This is a genomic window from Limnohabitans sp., assembly GCF_040401495.1.
In the GTDB taxonomy this organism is placed as follows: Bacteria; Pseudomonadota; Gammaproteobacteria; order Burkholderiales; family Burkholderiaceae_C; genus Limnohabitans.
Genome location: NZ_JBBAOI010000001.1, coordinates 305,831 through 324,318, shown reverse-complemented (window position 1 = coordinate 324,318; position 18,488 = coordinate 305,831). Strand labels below are relative to the sequence as shown.

Genomic DNA, 18,488 nt, shown 5'->3' with positions numbered 1-18,488 from the left:
GAACTCACGAACGTTCTTGTAACCAGCGCAGGGCCCGTTCGCGGGTTTCACCATGGGTTTGGTCGGCCACCTCTTGCGCCAAAGCGCGACCGGTTTGGCGTTGGCCCAGTTTCCAAAGCTCATCGGCCAAATCGAGACGGACTTGAAAAGGGTCTTCGCTCAAAGGGCTTGTATGGGACATCGAGGTAGCCGGTGCACTTTGTCGGTAAGGCGCGTTGACCGAAGGTGCTGGCGCAGGTGCAACAGGACTTGGTGCTGCGCGAGGAGGGAGCTCTAAATCGAAATCGACCTTCATCTCTGGCGCATTATCCCGCGAAGAGTCTGGGCCAGACTTGAAGTCGAGATCGTTGTCATCATCGGGGTGATGTTGTTGGCGACGTTTTTCGCGAAACAAAGAAATGCTCACCAATACCGCCGCGATGACTGCGATCAAACCAATCAACTCAAACATATAGCGCTTGAGCAAGGCCGCAAAATCTTGGGCACCTGCAGGTAAGTTGGGCAAGTTTGAAGACAGGCCGTCTTGCATTTTTCCAGCAGCTTTGGAGATGGCGTCCAGGTCGGTGACGTTTTTGGATACCTCTTGGTTGCGTTGTGCGGCCTGTTCAGACTCCAAATTTTGTTTGACTTTGTCCGCGTCACCTGCGCCTGGCTTGCTCAGCGTCAGTTGGTCAGACGATTTTTGCGCCTTGTTGTCGACCTGTGCTTTTAAGCCGCCCTTGGATTCACGTTCGCTGGCGTCAGCCAATTTGGTTTTACCGACTTGGCCAGCCAACTGAGAGCGGTAAGCGTCAAAGTCCAAGGCTTGCAAGCGAATGTCTTCACGCGCTTGTTTGCGGTCTATAGAAGTTACTTCTTCTTCGGTGGGCAAGGTGATGAGCGAGCCAGCTTTGAGGCGGTTGACATTGTTGTCGACGAAGGCTTTGGGGTTGTTGCGCAGCAAAGACATCAACATTTGGTCCAAAGACACATCGCCGCCCACAGTGTGCGTCATCATGAGTTGGCTGGCGGTGTCACCACGAACAACTTCAATGGTGTCACCACCCTTGGTCAGAACGCCAGATTCTGGTTTTTTAGCTTTGGGTTTTTCTGCAACAGGTTTGTCGACCTTAGGCTTTGGCTCGGCTTTTGCTGAACGCTCTTTGGCGGGTGAGGGTAAAGGCGTTGGGCGAGGCGGGACTGCCACTGGCGCAGGTTTATCGGCAGGTATAGGAGGCAAGTTGCTGGAAGACGGGGAGTCGTTGCTGGCCACAACCGAAGGCTCAGGGGCTTGTCCATTGCTTAGCGGAAAACCTAGGTTGCGAAAGGCGCGACCCGAGGCCCAGCGAAATTCAAGCAGCAAATCCACATAGGGTTCACTGATGGCTTCTGCACCTTGAAATTGCAGCAAATAAAGATCATCACTTTTTCTTACCAAGGTGATCCGAACATTGTTTAGACCCGCAACACGGCCAATTTTGGCCGCTTGGTAAACCGTGGCATCGGCCAAGTTGGCTTGAAATTCTTGGGCCTCTTGCGCCGATAATTCACTGACTTGAACTTCTAGCTTAAGAGGCTCACCTAGCTTGGATTGGATCTGGGGGCGACCCAGTTGCAGGGCCATTGCATGGCTTGCCCCAATCGCCAGAAAAAGGGTGAATAAGCAACGCAAATTGAACGGCTTTTTTATCAGCTGGAGCATAGAGGTGGTTTTCGTGCAGCCTAAGAAGTGCGTATCATAATGGAAATGAGCGCTTTTTATTGAATTTCAGGCTTTCAACAAAATTCTCAACATACGCCGCAAAGGCTCGGCCGCACCCCACAACAGTTGGTCACCGATGGTAAAAGCACCCACATACTCGGGGCCAAAGGCCATTTTGCGGATACGCCCTACAGGAATACTCATAGAACCGGTCACCGAGACGGGGGTCAAGTGTTGCAAACTTGCCTCACGGTTGTTGGCTACCACTTTCACCCATTCGTTGTCGGCGGCGATCATGGCTTCGATATCAGCGATAGGTACGTTCTTTTTGAGTTTGAAGGTGAGGGCTTGGCTGTGGCAGCGCATGGCGCCAATGCGCACGCAAAAGCCGTCAACCGGCACCGCGGGTTGGGTAAAGCCTGGGCCTTGGCCCAAAATTTTGTTGGCTTCAGCCATGCCTTTCCACTCTTCACGGCTGGTGCCCCAGAATTCGTCGCCCTCAGTTTTGCCAAGCCCTAAATCTTTGTCGATCCAAGGGATGAGCGAGCCGCCCAAAGGGGCGCCAAAGTTCTCGGTTTCAGCGGCAGAAAGTGCCCTTTGTTTGGCGATGACTTTGCGGTCGATCTCCAAAATAGCGCTTTTCGGGTCGTTTAGCAGGTCTTTGACCTCGGCATGCAAGCTGCCAAATTGGTTCAGCAGTTCGCGCATGTGCGCGGCCCCACCGCCAGAGGCGGCTTGGTAGGTTTGGGTGCTCATCCATTCCACCAGACCGGCTTTGTACAAAGCGCCCACGCCCATCAACATACAGCTGACTGTGCAGTTGCCGCCCACCCAATTGAGGCCGCCTTTGGCCAGTGCGTTTTCAATCACGGGCAGGTTCACGGGATCGAGGATGATGACGGCATCGTCCTTCATGCGCAAGGTAGAGGCCGCATCAATCCAGTGGCCCTTCCATCCGGCGCTGCGCAGCTTGGGAAACACCTCAGAGGTGTAGTCGCCGCCTTGGCAAGTGATGATGATGTCGCAGGCCTTGAGCGCATCGAGGTTGTGGCCATCCAGCAACTTGGTTTCGTTTTTCGCCATGGCAGGCGCTGCGCCACCCGCGTTGGAGGTGGAGAAAAACACGGGTTCGATCAAGTCAAAGTCTTTTTCAGCTTGCATGCGGTCCATCAGGACCGAGCCGACCATGCCTCGCCAGCCGACCAGGCCGACGCGGTTTCCTATTTTTTTCATTGGGTTGCCCTTTCAATCAATGTGTTCTTGACCCCCGGCTCGTCTGGCCGGGAAGGGCGCGACGAACCTAAGCCATCAACTGGTTATCTTGGTGGTTTTGAAGTAGGTTTTGACGGTAATCATGGTAAATATTCTAACCTTAGTTCTACTTCAATAATCAGAAATACGACCTCATGGGTGTAGCGCCTTGACCACCGCGTCACCCATTTGCGCCGTACCCACTTTGGTCGTGCCTTCGCTGTAAATATCGCCAGTGCGCAGGCCTTGGGCCAGTACTTTTTTCACCGCGTTCTCGATGCGCACGGCCGCGGCTTCTTGGTTCAGGCTAAAGCGCAGCATCATGGCGGCAGACAGGATGGTGGCCAAGGGGTTGGCCACGCCTTTGCCAGCGATGTCGGGGGCGCTGCCATGGCTGGGCTCGTACAAGCCTTGGTTGCCGGCGTTCAAAGACGCCGAGGGCAACATGCCGATCGAGCCGGTGAGCATCGATGCTTCGTCGCTCAAAATGTCACCAAACATATTGCCGGTGACCACCACGTCAAAGCGTTTGGGCTCTTTGACCAACTGCATGGCTGCGTTGTCCACATACATGTGGTCTAGGGCGATATCGGGGTAGTCTTTGTGCACCTCGGTGACGATGTCTTTCCAAAATTGGAAGGTCTCGAGCACATTGGCCTTGTCTACGCTGGTCACACGCTTGCTGCGCTTGCGGGCAGCTTCAAAGGCCACGCGGGCAATGCGCTCCACCTCGGGGCGGGTGTAGCGCATGGTGTCAAAGGCTTCTTCGGCACCAGCGAAAGCGCCGTCAGGCGACACACGGCGGCCACGCGGTTGGCCAAAGTAAATGTCACCGGTCAGCTCGCGGATGATGAGGATGTCCAAGCCCGCAATCAACTCGGGCTTCAAGCTCGATGCGCCGACCAGCTCGGGGTAGCAAATGGCGGGGCGAAAGTTGGCAAACAGCCCCAAGTTTTTGCGCAAACCCAGAATGGCTTGCTCGGGACGCAAGGGGCGGTCCAAGGTGTCGTATTTCCAGTCGCCCACCGCGCCAAACAAAATCGCGTCGGCTTCTTTGGCCAGCTTCAAGGTGCTTTCGGGCAGGGGGTGACCATGGGCGTCGTAGGCTGCACCGCCTACCAAAGCGGTTTCCATCTCGAACTTCATGTCCAAGGCGTTTAAAACTTTGACGGCCTCGGCGACGATTTCGGTGCCGATACCGTCACCCGGTAATACTGCAATTTTCATAACTTGCTTTCAGTCAGTGTGTGTGCAAGCCAAGGCTTGGCAGCCAAGCGAGCGGCTTCAAAGGAGCGGATTTTGTCGGCGTGGCGCAGGGTCAGGCCAATGTCGTCTAAGCCGTTCATGAGGCAATAGCGACGAAAGGCTTGCACCTCAAAAGGAATTTCTTCGCCTTGAGGCCGCACTACCACTTGGCGCTCCAAGTCCACGGTGAGTTGGTAGCCGGGGAAGGCCAAGCATTCATTGAACAAAGTGTCTATGGCGGCGGTAGGCAAGACGATGGGCAGCAAGCCGTTTTTGAAGCTGTTATTAAAGAAGATGTCGGCGAAGCTGGGTGCCAAGATGGCACGAAAACCATATTGGTCCAAGGCCCAAGGGGCGTGTTCACGAGACGATCCACAGCCGAAGTTTTTACGCGCCAACAAAATGGATGCGCCTTGATAGCGAGCTTGGTTGAGTACAAAGTCTGGGTTCGGCTTGCGGCTGGCAGGGTCTTGTCCAGGTTCGCCTTTGTCAAGGTAACGCCACTCGTCAAACAAGTTGGGCCCAAAGCCTGTTTTTTTGATGGACTTTAAAAACTGCTTGGGGATGATGGCGTCAGTGTCGACGTTCTCGCGGTCCATGGGCGCGACCAAGCCCTTGTGTACGGTAAATTTTTGCATCCTAATTCTCAGCTGAACTGGCGAACATCGACAAAATGGCCATGGATAGCGGCCGCTGCAGCCATGGCGGGGCTGACCAAGTGGGTGCGTCCACCATTGCCTTGTCGACCTTCGAAGTTACGGTTGGAGGTGGAGGCACAACGCTCACCGGGTTCAAGCTTGTCGGCGTTCATTGCCAAGCACATAGAACAACCGGGTTCACGCCATTCAAAGCCCGCAGCTTTGAAAATCTCATGCAAGCCTTCTTGCTCGGCTTGGGCTTTAACCAAACCAGAACCAGGAACCACCATGGCGAGTTTGATGTTCTTGGCGACCTTTTGGCCCAGCTTTTTCACGATGGCGGCGGCTTCGCGCATGTCTTCAATGCGGCTGTTGGTGCAGGAGCCGATGAACACCTTGTCGACAAACAAGTCGTTCAAGGCTTTGCCGGGCTGCAAGCCCATGTAGGCCAAGGCACGCTCAATCGCGTCTCGTTTGTTGGCGTCTTTTTCTTTGTCAGGGTCGGGCACGCGATCAAGCACCGAGAGCACCATTTCAGGTGAGGTGCCCCAAGTCACTTGGGGTGCGATATCTGCGGCATCAAGTTTGACCACCGCATCAAATGCGGCATCGGCATCTGAGTGCAGGGTTTGCCAATAAGCCACAGCTTGGTCCCATTCCACGCCTGTCGGTGACAGGGGGCGTCCTAAGACATAGGCAATGGTTTTCTCATCCACTGCCACCAAGCCCGCACGCGCACCTGCTTCGATGGCCATGTTGCAGACTGTCATGCGGCCTTCCATGCTTAAAGCTCGGATGGCAGGCCCCGCAAATTCGATGGTGTAGCCGGTACCACCCGCCGTACCGATTTGGCCGATGATGGCCAGCACGATGTCTTTGGCTGTCACGCCTTTACCCAAGACACCTTCGACTTGAACCAACATGTTCTTGGCCTTTTTGGCCAGCAGAGTTTGCGTGGCCATAACATGCTCTACCTCGGAAGTGCCAATGCCATGCGCCAGTGCGCCAAACGCCCCGTGGGTGGATGTGTGCGAGTCGCCGCAGACCACCGTCATGCCCGGCAGGGTGGCGCCGGTTTCAGGGCCAATCACATGAACAATGCCTTGACGCTTGGACAGAAAGGGAAAGAAGGCGGCTGCGCCAAATTCGCGGATGTTGTCGTCCAGCGTGGTAATTTGCGCTTTGCTGATCGGGTCGGTGATACCGTCGTAGCCCAAGTCCCAACCAGTGGTGGGTGTGTTGTGGTCGGCTGTCGCGACGATAGAACTGGTGCGCCAAATCTTGCGCTTGGCCACGCGGATACCCTCGAAAGCCTGCGGGCTGGTCACTTCATGTACCAAATGACGGTCTATGTATAAAACGGCCGTGCCGTCTTCTTCAGCGTGGACGACGTGCTCGTCCCATATCTTGTCGTAAAGCGTGCGTCCCATGCGGGTTCCTAGGCTCAAAGTTGGCAAAGATGTTGATTTTAGGCAGTTATCTTGGTTGGATAAACTCCCACACTTCTACTATTTATAAATAACACCTATGAATCAGCGCAAAGGCATTATTTTGGCGGGCGGTTCGGGTACCCGCCTGTACCCTGTCACGCAAGCTGTCAGCAAGCAACTCATGCCGGTGTATGACAAGCCCATGGTCTATTACCCGCTGGCCACCCTCATGCTCAGCGGTATACGCGAGGTGTTGGTGATTTCAACGCCCCAAGACACCCCCCGCTTTACTGATTTATTGGGGGATGGGGCGCAATGGGGTATGCACATCGAATACGCGGTGCAGCCCAGTCCCGATGGTTTGGCGCAGGCCTTCACCATTGGCAAAAACTTTGTCAACCAACAGCCCAGCGCTTTGGTCTTAGGAGACAATATTTTTTACGGTCACGATTTGGTCAAGCAACTGCACAGCGCACATGCCCAGCAACAGGGTGCTACCGTGTTTGCCTACCATGTGCATGACCCCGAACGCTATGGCGTGGTGGCATTTGATGAACAAAAACGCGCCATCAGCATCGAAGAAAAGCCTATTCACCCTAAGTCCAACTATGCGGTCACGGGCTTGTATTTTTATGACGAACAAGTCTGTGACATCGCGGCTAGCATCAAGCCCTCGGCCCGTGGTGAATTGGAAATCACCGATGTAAACAGGCGCTATTTGGAGATGGGGCAACTCGGCGTGGAAATCATGGGGCGTGGTTATGCGTGGTTAGACACGGGCACCCACGAGAGTTTGATGGAAGCTGCCAGTTTCATTGCCACCTTGCAAAAACGCCAAGGTCTGATGGTGGCCTGCCCAGAAGAAATTGCGTTTCACCAAGGCTGGATTGATGCAAGCCGCTTGCAAGCGTTGGCGGCCCCCTTGGCCAAAAATGCTTACGGCCAATACCTTTTGTCTTTGCTGAAATAAACGCCATGGCTTACCACGCAATTCCTACCGCGCTCCCAGGCGTGCTCATTTTGGAGCCCAAGGTCTTTGGCGATTCGCGAGGCTTCTTCTATGAGAGTTTTAATGCTCAAGACTTTGCCAAGGTCACAGACTTGAATGTCTCTTTTGTGCAAGATAACCATAGCCGCTCTGCCCATGGGGTGCTGCGTGGCTTGCATTACCAAATACAACAACCCCAAGGCAAGTTGGTGCGGGTCACCGAGGGCGAGGTGTTTGATGTGGCTGTGGATATTCGCCGCTCTTCACCTCATTTTGGTCAATGGGTAGGCGTGCACCTGAGCGCTGAAAACAAGCGTCAGCTATGGGTACCCCCCGGCTTTGCCCATGGATTTGCTGTATTGAGTTCAAGCGCTGAATTCCTTTACAAAACCACCGATTACTATGCCCCAGCGCATGAGCGCTGCATAGTGTGGAATGACCCCGACTTGGCCATTGAGTGGCCACTTCAAGTTGCCCCTATCTTGGCGGTCAAAGACGCGCAAGCGCCAGTTTTGGCCCAAGCCGAAGTGTTTGTGTGACAAATCGTTGACACATTCAGGGCTTAAGATGAATTCTTTCACTTTGATGACATTATGAAAATAGCTGTATTTGGAACCGGTTATGTGGGCTTGGTGCAAGGCGCAGTGTTGGCAGAAGCTGGTCACACGGTGACTTGTGTCGATATCGACGAAAACAAGTTAGCCCGATTGCGTAAAGGAGAAATTCCTATTTTCGAGCCCGGTCTTGAACCCATTGTCAAAAACAATTTTGCAGAAGGCCGTTTGTTATTTACCTCAGACGCCAAGACTGCGGTTGAGCAAAGCGATGTGCAGTTCATCGCTGTGGGTACACCACCTGACGAAGACGGCAGCGCTGATTTGAAGTATGTGTTGGCAGTTGCCAAAACCATTGCCACCCATATGACGGGATACACCGTGATCGTGGACAAATCCACGGTGCCCGTGGGTACAGCTGACAAGGTAAGCGCCATGGTTACCCAAACTTTGAAAGAGCGTGGGGTAGGTTTTGAGTTTGATGTGGTTTCTAACCCCGAGTTTTTAAAAGAGGGCGCAGCGGTCGCCGATTGCCAACGACCCGACCGCATTGTGATTGGCACCGAAAGTGCTAGGGCAGAAAAATTCCTGCGCGAGTTGTACGAGCCTTTTAACCGCAACCATGACAAAGTGATCGTCATGAATGTTCGCAGTGCTGAACTGACCAAATACGCTGCAAACTGCATGTTGGCCACCAAGATCAGCTTCATGAATGAAATGGCCAATATCGCTGAATTGGTGGGCGCAGACATCGAGTCGGTGCGTCAAGGCATAGGCAGCGACCAACGCATTGGTTATCACTTCATTTACCCAGGGGCTGGCTATGGTGGCAGTTGTTTTCCAAAGGATGTGAGCGCTTTGGTGAAAACTGCCGAAGGCTTAGGCTATGCACCTTGGATACTCAATGCGGTGGAATCTCGCAACCATGCGCAAAAAAATGTGATCTTCGAGAAAATACAACGCTATTTCAAAGATGGCTTACAAAACAAAACCTTCGCACTATGGGGTTTGTCTTTCAAGCCCAATACCGACGATATGCGCGAAGCGCCGAGCCGTGTGTTGATGGAGGCTTTATGGCAGGCCGGCGCTCGTGTGCAGGCTTTTGACCCTGCTGCCATGGAAGAAACCCAGCATATTTATGGCGACCGTTCTGACCTGATGCTGTGCGGCACCAAGGAAGCCGCCTTGCTGGGAGCTGATGCTCTGGTCATCATGACCGAATGGAAAAATTTTCGCGTACCCGACTTCGACCGCGTGAAAACTTCGCTAAAAGCCCCCGTGATTTTTGATGGCCGCAATCTGTTTGAGCCTGGGCGTATGCGCGAACGTGGTTTCGATTACTTTGGTATTGGTCGTTAAATCAGATCGACAGGTTTTGCAGATAAGCCCTGAAATCGGCACCGGTTTCAGGGTGGCGTAAAGCAAATTCCACCGAGGCTTTTAAAAAACCCAACTTGCTGCCACAGTCGTATCGCACACCCTCATAGGCGTAGGCGTAGACCGCTTCAAGTTTGAGCAAGCTTTGGATGGCATCTGTCAGTTGGTATTCGCCACCCGCACCAGGTTTGAGTTGAGAGATGTGTTGAAAAATGCTGGGTGTGAAAATATAGCGACCCACCACACCTTGGTCTGAGGGTGCATTTTGAGGTTCGGGTTTTTCCACAATATCTGACAACTTGGTGAGTCGCTCACCAGCAGAAATGCCCGCCACCACACCATACGACTTGCTTTGCGAAGGCAGGATTTTTTCTACCGCTATCACCGAAGATCGGTAATGCTCGTAGATGCCTACCAACTGTTTAAGTACACCAGGTTGATGGTCCAGCAAATCGTCTGCAAGCACCACCGCAAACGGCTCATTACCTACCAAAGAGGCCGCGCAATTGACCGCATGGCCTAAACCTAAGGCTTCGGGTTGTCGCACGTACACGCAGTTGACATGGGCAGGCTTGATGTTGCGCACCAATTTCAGCAACTCAGTTTTGTGTTTGGCTTCCAACTCATGCTCGAGTTCAAATGAGCGGTCGAAATGGTCTTCAATGCTGCGCTTGCTGCGACCGGTGACGAAAATCATTTCTGTGATGCCAGCTTCCACCGCTTCTTCTACCGCGTATTGAATAAGCGGTTTGTCGACCACACAAAGCATTTCCTTGGGGCTGGCTTTGGTGGCAGGTAAAAAGCGCGTACCCAAACCAGCGACGGGAAAAACAGCTTTTCTCACAACAGTCATGACAACCCCCAAGCGTTATCGAAATGGCTGACTATAACCAGCCAAAATGACACTTCAGCGTTTGTTCAGTGAAGGTACATCACGCTTGACCGCGCCGGTAAATAGCTGGCGGGGGCGACCGATTTTGTACTCAGGGTCGCCAATCATTTCATTGAGTTGCGCGATCCATCCCACAGTACGTGCCAGCGCAAAAATACCGGTGAACAGATTGACTGGGATGCCGATGGCACGTTGCACGATGCCTGAGTAAAAGTCTACATTGGGGTAGAGCTTGCGTGACACAAAGTAGTCGTCTTCTAAAGCAATCTTTTCCAATGCTTTAGCCAGTTTGAACAAGGGATCGTTTTCCAAGCCCAGTTCTTGCAAAACCTCGTTGCAGGTTTCTTGCATCAACTTGGCGCGTGGGTCATAGTTTTTGTAGACGCGGTGACCAAAGCCCATGAGCTTCACGCCAGAGTTTTTATCTTTGACCTTTTCCATGAATTCGCCCACTTTGGCGATGCCGCCATTGGCTTGTATGTCTTCCAGCATGTTCAAACAAGCTTCATTGGCGCCACCATGGGCAGGTCCCCACAAACAAGCTACTCCAGCGGCAATGGCTGCAAAGGGGTTGGTGCCTGATGAGCCGCACAAACGCACGGTGGAGGTGGAAGCATTTTGCTCATGGTCTGCATGCAGGGTGAAGATGCGGTCCATGGCGCGTTCGAGAACTGGGTTGACCACATAGGGTTCGCAAGGGGTGCCAAACATCATGCGCAAGAAATTGCCCGCATAGGACAAGTCGTTTTGTGGGTAGAGGAAAGGTTGACCGATGCCGTATTTGTAAGCCATGGCAACCAAGGTGGGCATCTTGGCGATCAAGCGAATGGCGGCGATTTCGCGGTGTTCAGCGTTGTTGATGTCAGTGCTATCGTGATAGAAAGCAGACAAAGCGCCAACCAAGCCAGTCAGCACTGCCATGGGGTGAGCGTCACGACGGAAACCGCGAAGGAAAAATTGCATTTGCTCATGCACCATGGTGTGGTGCGTGACGGTTTGTGTGAATTCATGCTTGCGTTGAGCGTTGGGTAATTCCCCGTACAACAGCAAATGGCAGGTCTCTAAAAAGTTGCAGTTGGTCGCCAATTGCTCGATGGGGTAGCCACGGTAGAGCAATTCGCCTTTGTCGCCATCGATATAGGTGATGGCCGACTGGCAGGACGCGGTGGATAAAAAACCTGGGTCGTAAGTGAACATGCCTGTTTGGCCATACAGCTTACGAATATCCATCACATCGGGACCAATGGAGCCGTTGTAGACGGGGATATCGATACTGGGTGTGCCGTTGCTGAAAGACAGGGTGGCTGAATAGTTAGCGAGTTTCATTTTTCATTCCTGTTGAATTTGGTCGTTCTGCCTGCATCAGGCAAAGTAAAGCTCTCACATCTTCTTGTTGAGCGATTGTTTGGGTGTGGGGCCTTCCCAAAAAAACATCCAATAAATCGTTGTCTGCCAATTCCATCAATGCGTACATGCTGCGCGCTTGACCCACGGTCATCGTGCTCGCATATCGGTTGAAAAACTTTTCGATGAACAAATCGTTCTCCAGCAAACCGCGCCGACAACGCCAGCGCAATTTGCTGAGCGCTGCTGCTGACAGCGGTGCCTGCTTGGGCAGGACATCAAAAGGCACTTCATCCATTTAAACCGTACGGCTCACCATCAACTCTTTGATCTTGCCAATCGCCTTGGTGGGGTTCAAACCCTTGGGGCAAACATCGACACAATTCATGATGGTGTGGCATCGGAACAAGCGGTAAGGGTCTTCCAAATTGTCTAACCGCTCTGCAGTTGCGTGATCGCGGCTGTCGGCGATGAAGCGATAGGCTTGCAGTAAACCGGCGGGGCCGACGAATTTATCGGGGTTCCACCAAAACGAGGGGCAGCTGGTCGAGCAACTTGCACACAAAATGCACTCGTACAAACCGTCGAGCTCTTCACGTTCCTTGGGCGACTGCAAACGCTCTTTTTCAGGCGGCAGGGTGTCATTCACCAAATAGGGCTTGATAGAGTTGTACTGGTTGAAGAACTGCGTCATGTCAACGATCAAGTCGCGAACCACAGGCAAGCCAGGCAGGGGCTTTAACGTGATGACGCCAGGCAGCGTCAGCATGTTGGTCAAACAAGCCAAACCATTTTTGCCATTGATGTTCATGGCGTCAGAGCCACACACACCTTCTCGGCATGAACGTCTGAACGAAAGTGTGGGGTCTTGCGCTTTGAGTTTCATCAAGGCGTCTAGCAACATGCGCTCATGACCGTCGAGTTCAACCTCGATGGTTTGCATATAAGGCTTGGTGTCTTTTTCGGGGTCGTAGCGGTAAATTTTGAAGGTGCGTTTCATTTAGAAGGTCCTGACTTTAGGAGGAATGCTTTCGGTGGTCAGTGGTTGCAATTTGACAGGCTTGTAGGTCAAGCTGTTGCTGTCGCTGTGCCAGAGGCTGTGCTTTAACCACTCTTCGTCATTGCGGCCGTTGGGGTGTTGCGGTGTGTCTGCATAGTCATCAACAGTGTGAGCGCCACGGCTTTCACGTCTGGCAGCAGCAGACACCATGGTGGCTTGGGCGCACTCGATAAGATTTTCCACCTCCAAGGCTTCCACACGCGCCGTGTTGAAGATCTGTGACTTGTCTTGCAAACCAATGGCTTGAACACGTTCACGCAAAGCTGCGATTTTGCCAACGCCTTCATCCAAGCTGGCTTGGGTGCGGAACACGCCTGCATGCTGCTGCATGGTGGCGCGTATATCGTTGGCCACATCTTGAGCGTATTCGCCGCTGGTGGCGTTTTGCAAACGCGCTAAACGTGCCAAAGTGCGGTCGGCCGCATCGGCGGGCAAGGGCTTATGGTTTTTGTTTTTCTGGTGAAAGTCGACGATGTGATTGCCCGCCGCTTTGCCAAACACCAGCAAATCAAGCAGCGAGTTGGTGCCCAAACGGTTGGCACCATGCACCGACACGCAAGAGCATTCCCCCACCGCGTACAAGCCATTCACCACCGCGTTGTGGTCGGTCGCGGTTTGCGTGACCACTTGGCCGTGGATGTTGGTGGGAATGCCGCCCATTTGGTAATGGATGGTGGGCACCACAGGAATGGGCTCTTTGGTGATATCGACGTTGGCAAAGTTGTGGCCAATCTCGTAGACAGACGGCAGGCGCTTCATGATGGTGTCGGCACCGAGGTGATCAAGTTTCAAATGCACATAGTCTTTGTTGGGGCCGCAACCGCGGCCTTCTTTGATCTCTTGGTCCATGCAGCGCGACACAAAGTCACGTGGCGCCAAGTCTTTCAAAGTGGGCGCATAGCGCTCCATGAAACGCTCGCCGTTACTGTTGAGCAAAATCGCGCCTTCGCCACGGCAGCCTTCTGTGAGCAACACGCCAGCACCAGCCACGCCCGTAGGGTGGAACTGCCAAAACTCCATGTCTTCCAAAGGGATGCCCGCGCGTGCCGCCATACCCAAACCGTCGCCGGTGTTGATGAAGGCGTTGGTAGAAGCGGCAAAAATGCGGCCTGCACCACCGGTGGCAAGCAAAACGGTTTTGGCTTCCAGGATATGCACGTCCCCAGTTTCCATCTCAAGGGCGGTAACGCCAACCACATCACCCTCAGCGTCACGGATGATGTCTTGCGCCATCCACTCCACAAAGAAGTTGGTGTGGGACTGGATATTTTGTTGGTAAAGCGTGTGCAGCATCGCGTGACCTGTGCGGTCGGCTGCCGCGCAAGCACGTTGCACTGATTTTTCGCCATAGTTGGCAGTGTGGCCACCAAAAGGGCGTTGGTAAATCGTGCCGTCGGCGTTGCGGTCAAACGGCATGCCCATATGCTCTAGCTCATACACCACCTTGGGCGCTTCGCGGCACATGTATTCAATCGCATCTTGGTCGCCCAGCCAGTCAGACCCTTTGACGGTGTCGTAAAAGTGAAAATGCCAGTTGTCTTCAGACATATTACCCAGCGACGCACCAATGCCGCCTTGCGCTGCCACGGTGTGAGAGCGGGTTGGGAATACTTTGGACAGCACGGCCACATTCAGGCCAGCGCGGGAGAGTTGCAGCGATGCACGCATGCCAGAGCCACCGGCACCAACGATGACCACATCAAAGCGGCGGCGGGGAAGAGAAGAGCGTGTCATCAATCAAAGTCTCCAAAGAACCTGAACTGCCCAACCCATGCAAGACAGCAACCAAACCAAGGTGAAAACTTGCAAACCCAAGCGTATGCCGACGGGCTTGACGTAATCCATCCAAATATCGCGCATGCCCACCCACACGTGGTAAGTCAGAGCCAAAATGACGGTGAACGTCAAGGCACGCATCCACTGAGGGTTGAAGATGCCAGCCCATGTGTCGTAGCCGATGGGACCGCGTGAAAAAATGAGTTGTAGCAGCACCAACAGGGTGAACAATGCCATCAAGGAGGCGGTGATGCGTTGCGCTAACCAGTCGCGCAAACCGTAATGAGCGCCAACCACCAAACGCTTTGAGCCAATCGAATCTGTCATGGTGTGTTCCTGAAATCAATAAACGCCAAACAGCTTTGCACCCAGCAGCACAGTCAAACCTAGGCTGAGTACCAACGTGAAGACTGCGCTGCTTTGGCTGAATGCTTTGTCTACGCTATGGGTTGCATCCATGTACAAATGGCGCAGACCCGCAATCAAATGGTGCAAATAGGCCCAAACCAAGGCCAGCGTCACCAAGCTGATGAACCAAGCGGGGTAAATGCCCACGCCAACGTTGAAAGCCGCTTTGAACTTGGCAAAGGAAATCTCGGAGGAAATGGACTTGTCAAAAAGCCAAATAATGAAGGGCAACAGCAAAAACATGAGTGCGCCACTGATGCGGTGCAATATGGACACCCACCCAGCGGCAGGCAATCGGTAAGAAGGCAAGTCCGCAAACGCGTTGATATTGCGGAATTCAGGCCTTGGTTGAACGGGGTCGGTCATAGGTAGGGCTTTCAGACTTTCGGGAGGGCGCTTGAAGTTCGAAGGGTTGAGTTAAATGCCCTGTGGTTTTCATTCTATTGCAATGCACAAAAATGAATGCCAACACAGGCTGACAAGGGGATTCAGTTCAATTCATTGTCGTAATAGTGGGTATCTGTTCGGTAAAGGCCACGTCGCCACTCCATGGGGGTGTCGTGGTAGGTAAAGGCCAGTCGCTCCACGCTCAGCAAGGGCATGTGTGTATCAATTTGTAGCAACTTTGCCTCTTCATCGCTGGGGTTAACGGCTCTTAAACGCTCTTGTGCTCGCACCATGCGGATGCCAAATTCAGTTTCAAATAAAGCGTACATGGGGCCTTGGTCGGCGCTCAAGCGTTCGGCGGTCAAGCCTTTAAAGGGGCCACCAGGCAACCAAATATCTTCCAAAATGGTGGGTACTCCGCCAAAAGACAGCACCCTTCTAAGTTGCAACACAGCCTCGCCGCCGCGCAGGCGCAGGGCTTTGGCCACATCGTTATTGGCCCTGGTGCGTTTGCAGTCGATGATCAGTCGCTGGGCGGGGCCTTGGCTGTTGAGGTCGCCATGGTCGGGTTTGAGTTTGAGGAATCGGTACTGAACCTGTTGCTCAGCATGGGTGGCAACAAACGTGCCCTTGCCTTGGCGACGTATCAACAAATTGTCTTGCGCCAATTCGTCAATGGCTTTGCGCACCGTACCTTGGCTGACTTTATAGCGGGCCGCCAATTCGAATTCGCTGGGAATGGGTTCGCCCGGCTTCCACTCGCCGCTTTGCAAGCTTTGCAAAACCAGCGCCTTGATCTGCTGATAAAGTGGACTGAAGGCAGGTGCAATCCCTGCAACAGGTGCAGAGGAAGCGAGGCTGGTTTCAGAGCTCATGGGAAAGAGAAATCTGGTTTGTCAGGAAAAAAGGAAAAGTAGACGTTATCATATCTTCTATAAGACACATGTCTTGCAGTTGACGCCTTTGAATTTGCATATTTTTTTCAATTTATCCCGGAGATTGTCATGAATAAACCCCCCGTACGCGTCGCCGTCACTGGCGCAGCAGGCCAAATTGGTTATGCCTTGTTGTTTCGCATAGCCTCTGGCGAAATGCTCGGCAAAGACCAGCCCGTTATCTTGCAACTGCTTGAAATTCCTGACGAAAAAGCCCAGAAAGCCCTCAAAGGCGTGATGATGGAGTTGGAGGACTGTGCCTTCCCGTTGTTGGCGGGTATGCAGGCTCATGCCGACCCCATGACCGCTTTCAAAGACACCGACTACGCCTTGCTGGTGGGTTCGCGCCCGCGCGGCCCAGGCATGGAGCGAGCAGAACTTTTGGCCATCAATGGCGCGATCTTCACCGCGCAAGGCAAGGCTTTGAATGCAGTCGCATCGCGCAATGTGAAAGTGCTGGTGGTGGGCAACCCCGCCAACACCAATGCTTATATCGCCATGAAATCGGCACCAGATTTGAAACCTGCCAACTTCACTGCCATGCTGCGCTTAGACCACAACCGTGCCTTGAGTCAAATTGCCGCCAAAACCGGCAAGCCTGTGGCGAGTATTCACAAGCTATGTGTGTGGGGCAACCATTCGCCCACCATGTACGCAGATTACCGCTTTGCCACCATTGATGGTGCCTCTGTCAAAGACATGATCAACGACCATGTTTGGAATGAAACGGTGTTTTTGCCCACGGTCGGCAAGCGTGGTGCGGCCATCATTGAAGCGCGTGGGCTGTCATCTGCTGCCTCCGCTGCTAACGCGGCGATTGACCATATGCGTGATTGGGCACTGGGCACCCATGGCCAATGGGTCACCATGGGTATTCCTTCACAGGGTTGGTATGGCATTCCTAAAGATGTGATGTTTGGTGTCCCTGTCACTTGCGACAACGGCGAATACAAAGTAGTTGAAGGCTTGGCTATTGATGCCTTCAGCCAAACATGTATTGATAAAACCCTCAAAGAGCTGACCGACGAGCAAGCCGGTGTGGCCCATTTGCTTTAACAAGGACGGGTTTACACACACATGAAACATCCGCGTGAGGTCTTGCTGGGTGCGCAAGCCGCTGCGATGGTTTTACCTGTCTGTGACCACTACAGTGGTGTGGAAGTGCGTATGCGAAAAAGCCTGCAGTTACAGGCCGATCTTCACCAAGAGTTTGGCGTGGGCGTGATGGACGTCACCCTTGATTGCGAAGATGGGGCGCCCGTGGGCGGCGAGGCTGAGCATGCCACCTTAGTCGCCGAATTGGCCATGGCCGCTGCACCCCATGCCCGCGTGGCGGTTCGTGTGCATCCCCTGGGCCATCATGCTTTTGAGCAAGACCTTGCTATTTTGTTAGGACAAGCCAGCCCACGTTGGTGTCACATCATGCTGCCCAAGGTGGAGTCTGCAGCAGACTTCCTCAAAGCTGTTAAAGCCATCGACGCAGCCGGTGGAGAACATTTGCCATTGCATGCCCTGATTGAGTCACCGCTGGCAGTACACAACGCTTTTGAGATTGCCGCACATCCCCGCGTTCAATCCTTGAGTTTTGGGTTGATGGATTTTGTTTCTGCCCACGGTGGCGCAGTGCCTGCCTTTGCCATGGGTGTGGTGGGACAGTTCAGTCACCCTTTGGTGGTTCGCGCAAAACTAGCGATTGCCAGTGCTTGCCATGCCCATGGCAAAACGCCATCGCATTGCGTGGTCACCGAATTCAACGATGTCCAAGTCATACAAAGCGCTGCAAGTCGGGCAGCCCATGAGTTTGGTTTCACCCGCATGTGGAGCATTCACCCTAGCCAAGTGCGTCCTATTTTGGCCGCTTTTTCGCCCTCCGTTGACGAGGTCGAGCAAGCTGCTGATATTTTGCAAGCAGCCGTCCAAGTCGACTGGGCGCCTATAAAAAAAGGCGGTCAGTTGCATGACCGCGCCAGTTATCGCTTTTTTTGGTCCGTGTTAGAAAGAGCTCATGCGACAGGCCAAGCTTTGCCTGAGCATGCGCTGGTGTATTTCCAATAATGAACAAAAGGGGCGCGTCATGAGAAAACTTTTACCTGTGACTGTCTGTGTGGGTTTGACGATATTTTCCATATCCGTGCACTTGGCTGCCCAGGAGGTGTCCAAAGAGGTGCTGTCGATTGCCGCCAAAGTGCACACTGGTGCACTTGTTTGTGAAGGCCGGCAGATGATCATGTTGTGGCCCGACACTGCATTGCCTGGAAGGTTTATCCTGAAGATGAACAAACGTGTTTACCGCATGACGCCGGTACCCACGGCCTCAGGTGCGGTACGTCTTGAAGATGACAAAACTGGCGCTGTCTGGATTCAAACCATAGAAAAATCCATGCTGATGGATTCTGTGCACTCGCAACGCTTGGCAGATGAATGCCAAAGCCCTGCGCAAAAAACCGCAGCCAAACAAATACCTGCTTCTGCTCGCCCCGATTTGCTAGAAGCCAATTCAAATAACCGCTAATTTTTTGGAG

General features: G+C 53.3%; 19 protein-coding genes. 6 read left to right on the top strand and 13 right to left on the bottom strand.

Features of this window, described 5'->3' with window-relative positions:
• Positions 1–4: 4 nt before the first annotated feature.
• From AC9UEO_RS01635 to leuC, 5 genes are all read right to left on the bottom strand, one after another.
• Entirely contained in the window at positions 5–1,603 is a 1,599-nt protein-coding gene (locus AC9UEO_RS01635) for a type IV pilus assembly protein FimV (RefSeq protein WP_509529021.1), read from the bottom strand.
• A gap of 144 nt (positions 1,604–1,747) precedes the next feature.
• Positions 1,748–2,914: an aspartate-semialdehyde dehydrogenase gene (gene asd / locus AC9UEO_RS01630; protein WP_509529018.1), complete on the bottom strand. Its 1,167-nt coding sequence runs from the start codon at positions 2,912–2,914 to the stop codon at positions 1,748–1,750.
• A 171-nt stretch (positions 2,915–3,085) separates the two neighbouring features.
• Positions 3,086–4,159: a 3-isopropylmalate dehydrogenase gene (leuB, locus tag AC9UEO_RS01625; protein ID WP_509529016.1), complete on the bottom strand. Its 1,074-nt coding sequence runs from the start codon at positions 4,157–4,159 to the stop codon at positions 3,086–3,088.
• Positions 4,156–4,815 carry a 3-isopropylmalate dehydratase small subunit gene (gene leuD, locus AC9UEO_RS01620; protein ID WP_509529014.1) on the bottom strand — a complete coding sequence of 220 codons (660 nt, stop codon included), beginning with the start codon at positions 4,813–4,815 and terminating at the stop codon, positions 4,156–4,158. Before leuD ends, leuB begins: the two co-directional genes overlap by 4 nt.
• 8 nt (positions 4,816–4,823) lie before the next feature.
• A complete protein-coding gene (leuC, locus tag AC9UEO_RS01615; protein ID WP_509529012.1) occupies positions 4,824–6,245 on the bottom strand; it encodes a 3-isopropylmalate dehydratase large subunit in 1,422 nt (473 codons plus the stop codon).
• 97 nt (positions 6,246–6,342) lie between these two features.
• Between leuC and rfbA the strand changes: the two genes are divergently transcribed.
• The 3 genes from rfbA to AC9UEO_RS01600 are packed head-to-tail and all read left to right on the top strand — an operon-like array spanning position 6,343 to position 9,146.
• A complete protein-coding gene (gene rfbA, locus AC9UEO_RS01610) occupies positions 6,343–7,215 on the top strand; it encodes a glucose-1-phosphate thymidylyltransferase RfbA (protein ID WP_509529010.1) in 873 nt (290 codons plus the stop codon).
• A gap of 5 nt (positions 7,216–7,220) precedes the next feature.
• Positions 7,221–7,772 (top strand): dTDP-4-dehydrorhamnose 3,5-epimerase, encoded by a 552-nt coding sequence (gene rfbC, locus AC9UEO_RS01605; protein ID WP_509529007.1) that lies wholly within the window; start codon positions 7,221–7,223, stop codon positions 7,770–7,772.
• Between the two features lie 54 nt (positions 7,773–7,826).
• Complete coding sequence (locus AC9UEO_RS01600) at positions 7,827–9,146, top strand: UDP-glucose dehydrogenase family protein (protein WP_509529004.1); 1,320 nt, start codon at positions 7,827–7,829, stop codon at positions 9,144–9,146.
• 1 nt (position 9,147) lies between these two features.
• Here the strand turns inward: AC9UEO_RS01600 and galU are convergent, their stop codons facing one another.
• The 8 genes from galU to AC9UEO_RS01560 form a co-directional block, all read right to left on the bottom strand.
• A complete protein-coding gene (gene galU / locus AC9UEO_RS01595) occupies positions 9,148–10,017 on the bottom strand; it encodes a UTP--glucose-1-phosphate uridylyltransferase GalU (RefSeq protein ID WP_509529001.1) in 870 nt (289 codons plus the stop codon).
• 54 nt (positions 10,018–10,071) lie between these two features.
• Positions 10,072–11,382, bottom strand: a complete 1,311-nt coding sequence (locus AC9UEO_RS01590) for a citrate synthase (RefSeq protein ID WP_509528997.1) — start codon at positions 11,380–11,382, stop codon at positions 10,072–10,074.
• Complete coding sequence (locus AC9UEO_RS01585) at positions 11,369–11,698, bottom strand: FAD assembly factor SdhE (protein WP_509528995.1); 330 nt, start codon at positions 11,696–11,698, stop codon at positions 11,369–11,371. The genes AC9UEO_RS01590 and AC9UEO_RS01585 overlap by 14 nt, the downstream gene beginning before the upstream one ends.
• The gene (locus tag AC9UEO_RS01580) at positions 11,699–12,400 is read right to left on the bottom strand and encodes a succinate dehydrogenase iron-sulfur subunit (RefSeq protein WP_509528993.1); all 702 of its coding nucleotides are present in this window, start codon (positions 12,398–12,400) and stop codon (positions 11,699–11,701) included.
• Positions 12,401–14,194: a succinate dehydrogenase flavoprotein subunit gene (gene sdhA / locus AC9UEO_RS01575; RefSeq protein WP_509528990.1), complete on the bottom strand. Its 1,794-nt coding sequence runs from the start codon at positions 14,192–14,194 to the stop codon at positions 12,401–12,403. It abuts the gene before it with no gap.
• Positions 14,195–14,197: 3 nt separating this feature from the next.
• Positions 14,198–14,563 (bottom strand): succinate dehydrogenase, hydrophobic membrane anchor protein, encoded by a 366-nt coding sequence (sdhD, locus tag AC9UEO_RS01570; protein ID WP_509528988.1) that lies wholly within the window; start codon positions 14,561–14,563, stop codon positions 14,198–14,200.
• Positions 14,564–14,578: 15 nt separating this feature from the next.
• Complete coding sequence (sdhC, locus tag AC9UEO_RS01565; RefSeq protein ID WP_509528986.1) at positions 14,579–15,010, bottom strand: succinate dehydrogenase, cytochrome b556 subunit; 432 nt, start codon at positions 15,008–15,010, stop codon at positions 14,579–14,581.
• A gap of 122 nt (positions 15,011–15,132) precedes the next feature.
• Positions 15,133–15,906, bottom strand: coding sequence for a GntR family transcriptional regulator (locus AC9UEO_RS01560; RefSeq protein ID WP_509528983.1), 774 nt, complete (start codon positions 15,904–15,906; stop codon positions 15,133–15,135).
• Positions 15,907–16,035: 129 nt separating this feature from the next.
• Here AC9UEO_RS01560 and AC9UEO_RS01555 point away from each other — a divergent pair, with 129 nt between their 5' ends.
• Genes AC9UEO_RS01555 through AC9UEO_RS01545 form a run of 3 tightly spaced genes read left to right on the top strand, consistent with a single transcriptional unit; the run spans position 16,036 to position 18,478 of the window.
• Positions 16,036–17,022, top strand: a complete 987-nt coding sequence (locus AC9UEO_RS01555) for a malate dehydrogenase (protein ID WP_509528980.1) — start codon at positions 16,036–16,038, stop codon at positions 17,020–17,022.
• 21 nt (positions 17,023–17,043) lie between these two features.
• The gene (locus AC9UEO_RS01550; RefSeq protein ID WP_509528978.1) at positions 17,044–18,021 is read left to right on the top strand and encodes an HpcH/HpaI aldolase/citrate lyase family protein; all 978 of its coding nucleotides are present in this window, start codon (positions 17,044–17,046) and stop codon (positions 18,019–18,021) included.
• 19 nt (positions 18,022–18,040) lie between these two features.
• A complete protein-coding gene (locus tag AC9UEO_RS01545; protein ID WP_509528973.1) occupies positions 18,041–18,478 on the top strand; it encodes a hypothetical protein in 438 nt (145 codons plus the stop codon).
• Positions 18,479–18,488: the final 10 nt, after the last annotated feature.